This is a genomic window from Deltaproteobacteria bacterium (assembly GCA_005879535.1).
Lineage (GTDB): Bacteria > Myxococcota > Myxococcia > Myxococcales > 40CM-4-68-19 > 40CM-4-68-19.
Genome location: VBKI01000053.1, coordinates 202,287 through 208,956, shown reverse-complemented (window position 1 = coordinate 208,956; position 6,670 = coordinate 202,287). Strand labels below are relative to the sequence as shown.

Sequence of the window (6,670 nt, the reverse complement as noted above, 5' to 3'; positions counted from 1 at the left end):
CGCATGCAGGAGGCCATCTTCTCGCTGATGCAGATGGCGAAGTCGTCGGCCGCGCTGGCCCGCTTCCGCCAGGTGCAGAAGCCGTACATCAGCGTGCTCCTCGATCCGACCACCGGCGGCGTGGCCGCCTCCTTCGCCTTCCTCGGCGACGTGATCCTCGCCGAGCCGCGCGCTCTGATCGGTTTCGCCGGCCCCCGCGTGATCGAGCAGACCATCCGGCAGAAGCTCCCCGAAGGATTCCAGACCAGCGAGTTCCTGCTCAAGCACGGGATGATCGACGCCATCGTGCATCGCAAGGAGATGCGCGACCGGCTCGCGCAGCTCCTCGGCCTGCTGGCGTGAGCGGCGCGCGCACCCTCCTCTTCGCACACTCGCGATGACCTTCGAGGAGCTCAAGCGGCTGCTCTTCGTCCGCGGCAACTTCGGGGTGAAGCTCGGCCTCGAGCGGATGCGCGAGGCCTGCGCGCTTCTCGGCAACCCCGAGCGTGGCGCGCCCGTGCTGCACGTCGCGGGCACCAACGGAAAGGGATCGACGTGCGCCTTCACCGAGGCCGCCCTCCGCGCCGCGGGCCTCCGCACGGGCCTCTACACCAGCCCGCACCTGAACCATTTCTGCGAGCGCATCCGCCTCGGCGGCTCGCCCATCTCCGAGGGGCGGGCATGCGAGTTGCTCGAAGAGCTGCGCGCGCGCGTCCCCTGGGCGCTCGAGGACCCCGGGCTGACGTTTTTCGAGATCGTCACGCTGATGGCCTTCCTCGCCTTCCGCGACGTGGAGGTGATGGTCGTGGAAGTCGGGCTCGGCGGGCGGCTCGATGCCACCAACGTGGTCGAGCCCCGGGCATGCGGGGTGAGCGCGCTCGGGCTCGAGCACACGCAATACCTGGGGCCGACGCTGGCGCACATCGCCCGGGAAAAGGCGGGCATCTTCAAACCCCGCGCACCCGCGGTCTCGGCAGGGCAGCCCAGGCAGGCCGCGCAGACGCTGCAGGAGCGCGCGGACGCGCTCGGCATTTCGCTCTGGCGCCCCGGCCGCGACTATCGGTTCGAGAGCCGTGACGACCAACCGTTCTGCTATGCCGGCCCGCGCTGGACGGTGCGGGCGCAGCCGAGCCTTTCCGGACGCCACCAGCGAGCCAATGCGGCGCTGGCCTGTGCACTGCTGGAGGCCAGCGGGCTGTGCGACGCGCGGCACGCGGAGACCGGATTGCAATCCGCCCGCTGGCCGGCGCGACTCGAGTCATTCGGAAACGTCTACGTGGACGGCGCCCATAATCCCCATGCGGCGCGCGCCCTTGCGCACGCCCTTCCGCGGCTCCTGCGGGGTCGTCCACTCCACCTGGTCTTCGGCGCGCTGGAGGACAAGGACGCGGCGGCAATGCTGGACGCGCTCGCTCCGCTCGCCCGATCCGTCCACTACTGCGCGCCCTCGTCGCCTCGGGCGATGCCGCCTGAGAAGCTGTCGCTCATCCGTCCGGGCCAGGTCCATCCGGACGTGGCGGCGGCCCTCGCCACGGCCCGCGACCGGCCCGGCGTGGTGCTTTGTTGCGGGTCGCTCTACCTGGCCGGGGAGGCGCGCGCCCTCCTGCTCGGAGAACGCCACTCGACAATGCCGGCCGAGCGGTTGTAAGCGAGTTTGCCACACCGTCACACCCACCCTAACTTAGGGTACGCGCGGACCCAGGGGGGTTCGAGGCCGCGACGGGTTCGAAAGGAGCCATGCGCCGCCTCGACGTCCAGTTCCCACCCGCGCAAAGCGACCTCGACCGCATCGCGTTCAAATCGCTGTATTCGAAGGAGATCTACGACGCGCCCACGGACGACGGGTGGGTGCTCCAGATCTCCCGGTACAAGCCGGTCTCGCAGCCGTGGGATCAGCCGATCTTTGGGCAGCCGATGCTGCTGGTGCCGGGTTGGTCGCAGAACCGGCATGCCTTCACCTGCGGCGACTTCGTCAAGCAGTTGCTCGCGTACGGGGCGGACATCCACATCGTGGAGCTCCGCGGGCATGGCCTGTCGAACCGGGAGCTCCAGCGCAAGCGAGGGCTTCAACCGCGGGACCTGGACTGGGACTGGGACATCGACAGCTATTTCCTTTACGACGTTCCGGCAGCCGTCGCGGCGGTGAAGAAGGTGACTGGCCGTTCCCGGATCTTCTACCTCGGCGCCAGCATGGGCGGCATGCTGGGGTACGGCTACGCGGGCTGCCACGACGATCTCGCGGGACTCGTGGCCATCGGGGCGCCGAGCGACATCGGCCGCGGGTTCCTCGGCCTGCGCGCCGCGGCGCTGTTCGGGCCGGCGCTGATGGGTCCACTTCTCGACGCCGCCTGCCGCGCGGCCAGCGTGGCCGGACGGACGCGGCATAGCGCCGCCGCCATGCTGCGCAAGGTGCGGTTCCTCGCCCGCGCCGCGAATCTGCTGGCCGACCCGCAGAGCGAATTCAAGCCCATCCAGTTCAACCACGTCCCGGTGGACGCCTTCCTCCGCACGCTCGCGCGCGCCGCCACCGAGAACAATCTCCGCCGGTACGAGCTGATCTCGCGCTACATCGGCTCGCTGCTCAACCCGAGCCGCGTCACCGCCGAGGACTTCCGCTGGCTGCTCTCGCAGGGCGGCGAGAAGGAGCCGCGGCGGGTGATGGAGCAGTTCGCCCGCTGGATCCGCAACGACGAGATGAAGTGCTACCGCACCGGCTACGACTACAAGGCGCACTTCCGCGACATCTCGATCCCGATGGCAATCTTCTTCGGCGACCTCGACAAGATCGCCTCTGCCAGCAGCACGCACGGCATCTATCGCGCGGCGCGCAGCGAATACCTGCTCTGGCGCCCGGTGAAGGAGAACAGCCACCTCGAGCTCACCATGGGCACCGACATCCACCAGATCTGTGCGGACGTGAAGGACCTGGTGGAATACGCTGCGCGGCGCTCGCGCCTCGGGCCTGTCGGTCTTTTGGGTGAGTCCTGACCGCGTGTTAGCGTTCCAGGTGCGTGAGACGGAAAACCTTCACTCTCGCGTGCGGCGCGCTGGCGCTGGCGTTGGGCGCGGCCGCTGAAGAGCAGGGCCGGGTCTTGGGCATCCGCGCACACGGCGACGACCGCGCGAGCTCCGTCGAAATCGACGGCGATCGCCCGCTTTCGTTCACCACCATGAAGCTGCTCTCGCCGCCGCGTGTCGTGGTCGACTTCGCCGACGCCGAGATCGCCGCCGAGGAGCGCGAGCTGGAGATCGAGGACGGCACGCTTCGCCGCGCCGCGATCGCGCAGGCGGGATTGCGGACCGTCCGCATCGTCATCGAGCTGTCGGTAGACGCGGAGTTCGACGTCCGGGCCGACGGCAAGCGCGTGGAGGTTCGCGTTCCGCGGCCCGGCGCGGTCCGAACGGCCGACGCGCCCGCCGACGGCGAGGCGGAAAAGGTCGCATCGCTGCCCAAGGTCTCGCTGGTCGGATCGAAGCCTCCGCAACCGCCGGAAGACGCCGCCGCTTCGCGGCCCCGCACCCCGGCGGAAAAGGCGGAGGCCCTGAAGAAGACTCTCGCGGAGCAGCGGCACCGGGAAGCGGAGGAGAAGGCAGCCCGAAAGCTCGGGCGAAAGAGCGGCGCGAAGGTGGCGATGAAGCAACCCGCGCAGCCGCAGCCGAAGCCCGCCCCCGAACCAGCGGTCGACTCCGCCGCGAAGACGGTCGCCGCCATGGAGCCGCCCACGGTGGAGCCGCCGCCCGCCATGGAGCCGCCCGCCGCCCCGAAAGCGCCCGCCGCCGCGGAGACGCCCGCCGCCGCGGAGACGCCCGCCGGCCCCAAGCCGCCCGCCGCGGTGGAAAGAACCGCCGAGCCCGCGGACGCGCCTTCCGTCGCACCGTCTCACCCGGCTGCCCGGGGCCATCGGATCACCGGCATCGGCTTCCGTCCCGTCCGCGGCGGCGAGGTGATCGTCCGCAGCGACCAGCCGCTCGAGTACGGGGTGAGCGACGACGCTTCCGCGGTGTTGCTGCACCTCCCCAGCGCCGCGATTCCCCTGCCAAACAACCGCCGTCCGCTCGACACGCGATTCTTCGGCGGCGCCGTCCAGCGCGTGGTGCCCATGCTGGTGCCCGGCGGCACCGACGTGCGGATCGAGCTTCGCGAGCATGCCGAGTATCAGCTCGCTCAAACCGGCTCGGTCTTGACGGTGACCTTCTCCGCGCCTCAATAGTCGCTCTACGTGCTCCGCGTTGCCGCGACGGCTGCCCTTGCCGTGATCGCCCTGGCGCGGCCGGTGCGGGCGCAAAACCGGTTCTTCGCAGGTCCTCCAGGCAGCGAGGTCGAGATCGCGGCCGACCGCATCTCGTACGCCTGGGAGAAACAACTCCTGCAGCTGAAAGGGCACGTCGTTGCACGACGCGGGCCCGGGCTGCTCCGCGCCGGTTCGGGGACGCTGGATCGGGCCCGGGGCGTCCTCTGGCTCGAAGGCGGCGTGCTTGGCGTGCAGGATCGGCAGGTCTTCCTCGCCGACGCCGCCGTGGTGGACCTCAACTCCCACACCGCCGAGCTGTCGAAGGCCGTGCTCTTCCTCAAGGAGCGACCCGCCAATCCCGATGCGCCGCGCTCCGGCGCCAACACGCTCACGCTGCACGCCGCCCGCGTGCGGCAGCTGCAGCGCGGCCGGTTCCTCGCCGAGGACGTCTCGCTGACGCCTTGCGACTGCGCCGGCGAGCCCGACTACGAGCTCTGGGCCCGGACCGCCGAGATCGGCGACGACCGCGCGGACCTCCGCGGCGTCCGCCTGCATCTGCTCGGAGCGGCGCTACCGCTCTTTCCGCTCTCGTTGCCGCTGACCAACCGGCAATCGGGCCTTCTCGCCCCGGTGATCGGATACGGCGGGCCCATCGGCTTCACCTATGCCCAGCCCATTTTCCTCACGCTGGGCCGCAGCTACGACGTGACGGTGGCGCCGGGCTGGTACACGGGAGGGCACGCGCACCAGGAAGCTCCGGGGCTGCGTTCGATCAAAGGACCCCGCCTCGGCCTCGAAGGCCGCTACGCTCCTGTGGAGGGAACCTCCGGTTCGCTGGCGCTGGACCTCTTCTACGACCTCGACCAGCACGACCCGGGGGGCGCCGGACCGGGCCGCGGGTACGGAGGGGCGCGAGGCATCGCGCATCTGGCGCACCGGACGGAGGCGGGCGGAGCCACCTTCGCCGGTTCCGGAATCGCCGTCAGCGACGTGATGGCCCTGCGGGACCAGGCGGCGCAATCGATCGAAAATTCGTACGATCTGTTCACCACCGACGTCGGTCTGTGGAGCGCCAGGGGACCGCTCACGGTCGGAGCCGATGCGACGCTCATGCAGGACATGCGCATCGCCAACCCGGCGGTGCCCGATCGGCGCCTGTTCGGCCGAGACGCGGGCACGACCTTCCAGAGGCTGCCAGCCGTGTTTGCGCAGCTCGCTCCGACGCCGATCGGACCGGCGACCTTCGCGGTGGAAGCCAGCGCAGTCCAATTCGGGCGCTTCGGCAAGCCCGACTCCCTCGAGCGGACGACCGGGTTCGGCTTGACCGACCGCGCCATCGATCCGCAGGTCGGCTCCGGCGACCCGTCGCGCGCGCCGGCGCTGCGCCTCGATCTCGCCCCGCGGATCACCTTGTCGGGTTCGCCGACGTTTCCCGTCGACCTCCGCCTCGAAGGAGGCGGCCGCGTCGACGGCTGGATCCTCGAAGGCTATTCCGACCGGAACCGGACGCGCGCCTACGCCCTGCTCGGAGCCAGCGCGGCGCTTCCGCTGGAGAGGCGTTATGGAAGCGCGCTGCACCGCATCGAGCCGGCCTTCGCGGTGCGGGCGCTGAGCAAGCCGCTGCAGTCCGGCGGGCCACCGATCGGCGACCTCACCGACGCGGGCGGGTCGACGTTCGCAGCGCGTCCCGACAACGCAGAGCAGGGGCTTGGAGCCGATCAGCGGCCGGAGCTCCCGCTCAATCAGCGGATCGCCGGAGTGCCGGCGTCGCGGCGACCCTACGACGAAATCGACTCGGCCGCCCCCGCCAGCGGCGCCGTCGAGGCGACGGCTTCGATCTCCCAGTCCGTGTGGACGCGGCCGGGGCGCACCGCGGGGCGCATCCTCCGCTTCGATCTCCTCCAGGACGCGCTCCTCTGGGCAGGAGGAGGCAGAGCCCGGCTTGGTGAGGGGAGCGCCGTCGCGTCGGTACAGGTGGGAAGCGGGAATCTGACGGGGGCGGTGCGGTACGACTGGTCGCTGCACGAGATCTCCGCCTTCGGGGCTTCCGCCGGCATCCGCGATCCCCGTGGCGACGAGGTGCACACCTCGATCCAGATGCTCCGCGGCGCCTCGAGCGAGCGGCTTCGCGGCGGGATCGACGAGCTCTTCTCGGCGGCCCGGTTCGCCTCCGCTTCCTCCGCGCTGACCGGCAGCGCGAACGCCGGAGTCTCGGGACCGCTGCCACTCGGGCTCCGCCTCGCCTACGACGTGACGCACACGCCAGGCGACACGCCGGTCGACTTCGCGAACTGGACGCACGCGGTCTCGGTCACGCTGGAGACGCCCTGCCGCTGCGCGGGCCTGCAGCTCTCCGCCAGCGTGCCCTTCCACGATCTGCGGCTGCTCCGCGCCCCGGGCTTCGCGTTTCGCATCGACTTGAAATCCCTGGGGTCGTTCGCGACATTTTAAACGTTTCG

5 protein-coding genes are annotated in these 6,670 nt (G+C 70.5%); all 5 read left to right on the top strand.

Annotation, left to right across the window (positions count from 1 at the left end; all coding sequences use genetic code 11):
• A partial coding sequence (locus E6J58_08105) for an acetyl-CoA carboxylase carboxyl transferase subunit beta (protein ID TMB39370.1) occupies nucleotides 1-342 on the top strand: 342 nt, incomplete at its 5' end.
• A 34-nt stretch (nucleotides 343-376) separates the two neighbouring features.
• On the top strand, nucleotides 377-1,627 hold the full coding sequence (locus E6J58_08100) for a bifunctional folylpolyglutamate synthase/dihydrofolate synthase (GenBank protein ID TMB39369.1): 1,251 nt from the start codon (nucleotides 377-379) through the stop codon (nucleotides 1,625-1,627).
• Between the two features lie 89 nt (nucleotides 1,628-1,716).
• Complete coding sequence (locus E6J58_08095; protein ID TMB39368.1) at nucleotides 1,717-2,967, top strand: alpha/beta hydrolase; 1,251 nt, start codon at nucleotides 1,717-1,719, stop codon at nucleotides 2,965-2,967.
• A 23-nt stretch (nucleotides 2,968-2,990) separates the two neighbouring features.
• Nucleotides 2,991-4,190, top strand: coding sequence for an AMIN domain-containing protein (locus E6J58_08090; GenBank protein TMB39367.1), 1,200 nt, complete (start codon nucleotides 2,991-2,993; stop codon nucleotides 4,188-4,190).
• Nucleotides 4,191-4,199: 9 nt separating this feature from the next.
• Entirely contained in the window at nucleotides 4,200-6,662 is a 2,463-nt protein-coding gene (locus E6J58_08085) for an LPS-assembly protein LptD (GenBank protein ID TMB39366.1), read from the top strand.
• Nucleotides 6,663-6,670 lie beyond the last annotated feature (8 nt).

Excerpts from the sequence above, each read along its gene's own strand:
- E6J58_08100 (TMB39369.1), top strand. The coding sequence starts at position 377 with ATGACCTTCGAGGAGCTCAAGCGGCTGCTCTTCGTCCGCGGCAACTTC.
- E6J58_08095 (TMB39368.1), top strand. The coding sequence starts at position 1,717 with ATGCGCCGCCTCGACGTCCAGTTCCCACCCGCGCAAAGCGACCTCGAC.